Annotated in this window: 1 pseudogene; it reads left to right on the forward strand. The window is 67.7% G+C overall.

Annotated features, from left to right (window positions below):
- Positions 1-75: 75 nt before the first annotated feature.
- Positions 76-263: pseudogene (locus D8M39_RS12510) on the forward strand (ISL3 family transposase); the annotation flags it as partial.

A 263-nucleotide genomic window follows, 5' to 3' on the forward strand; every position in this document is an offset into this window, starting at 1 on the left:
TCGGTGGCCGGGTAGGGGTCGAGGTCTCCCGGATGATGGAAGTTCTTCACGCTCGCCATCCCGAAAGACCTCGACGTGCTCCACCCTACTTTCGCGACCCCTGACCTGACCACGTTCTGCCGCCTCGACGAGCTCGGCCTCGTCGCCGTCGGCCAGCTGATCGAGCCGGATCGGGCCACGATCGAATGCCGCGTCGTCGAGGACGACCCGTGGTGTCGGAAGTGCGGTGTCGAGGGCGTGCCGCGGGACACGGTCACGCGTCG

Source organism: Kocuria sp. HSID17590 (genome assembly GCF_003989485.1).
In the GTDB taxonomy this organism is placed as follows: Bacteria; Actinomycetota; Actinomycetes; order Actinomycetales; family Micrococcaceae; genus Kocuria; species Kocuria salsicia.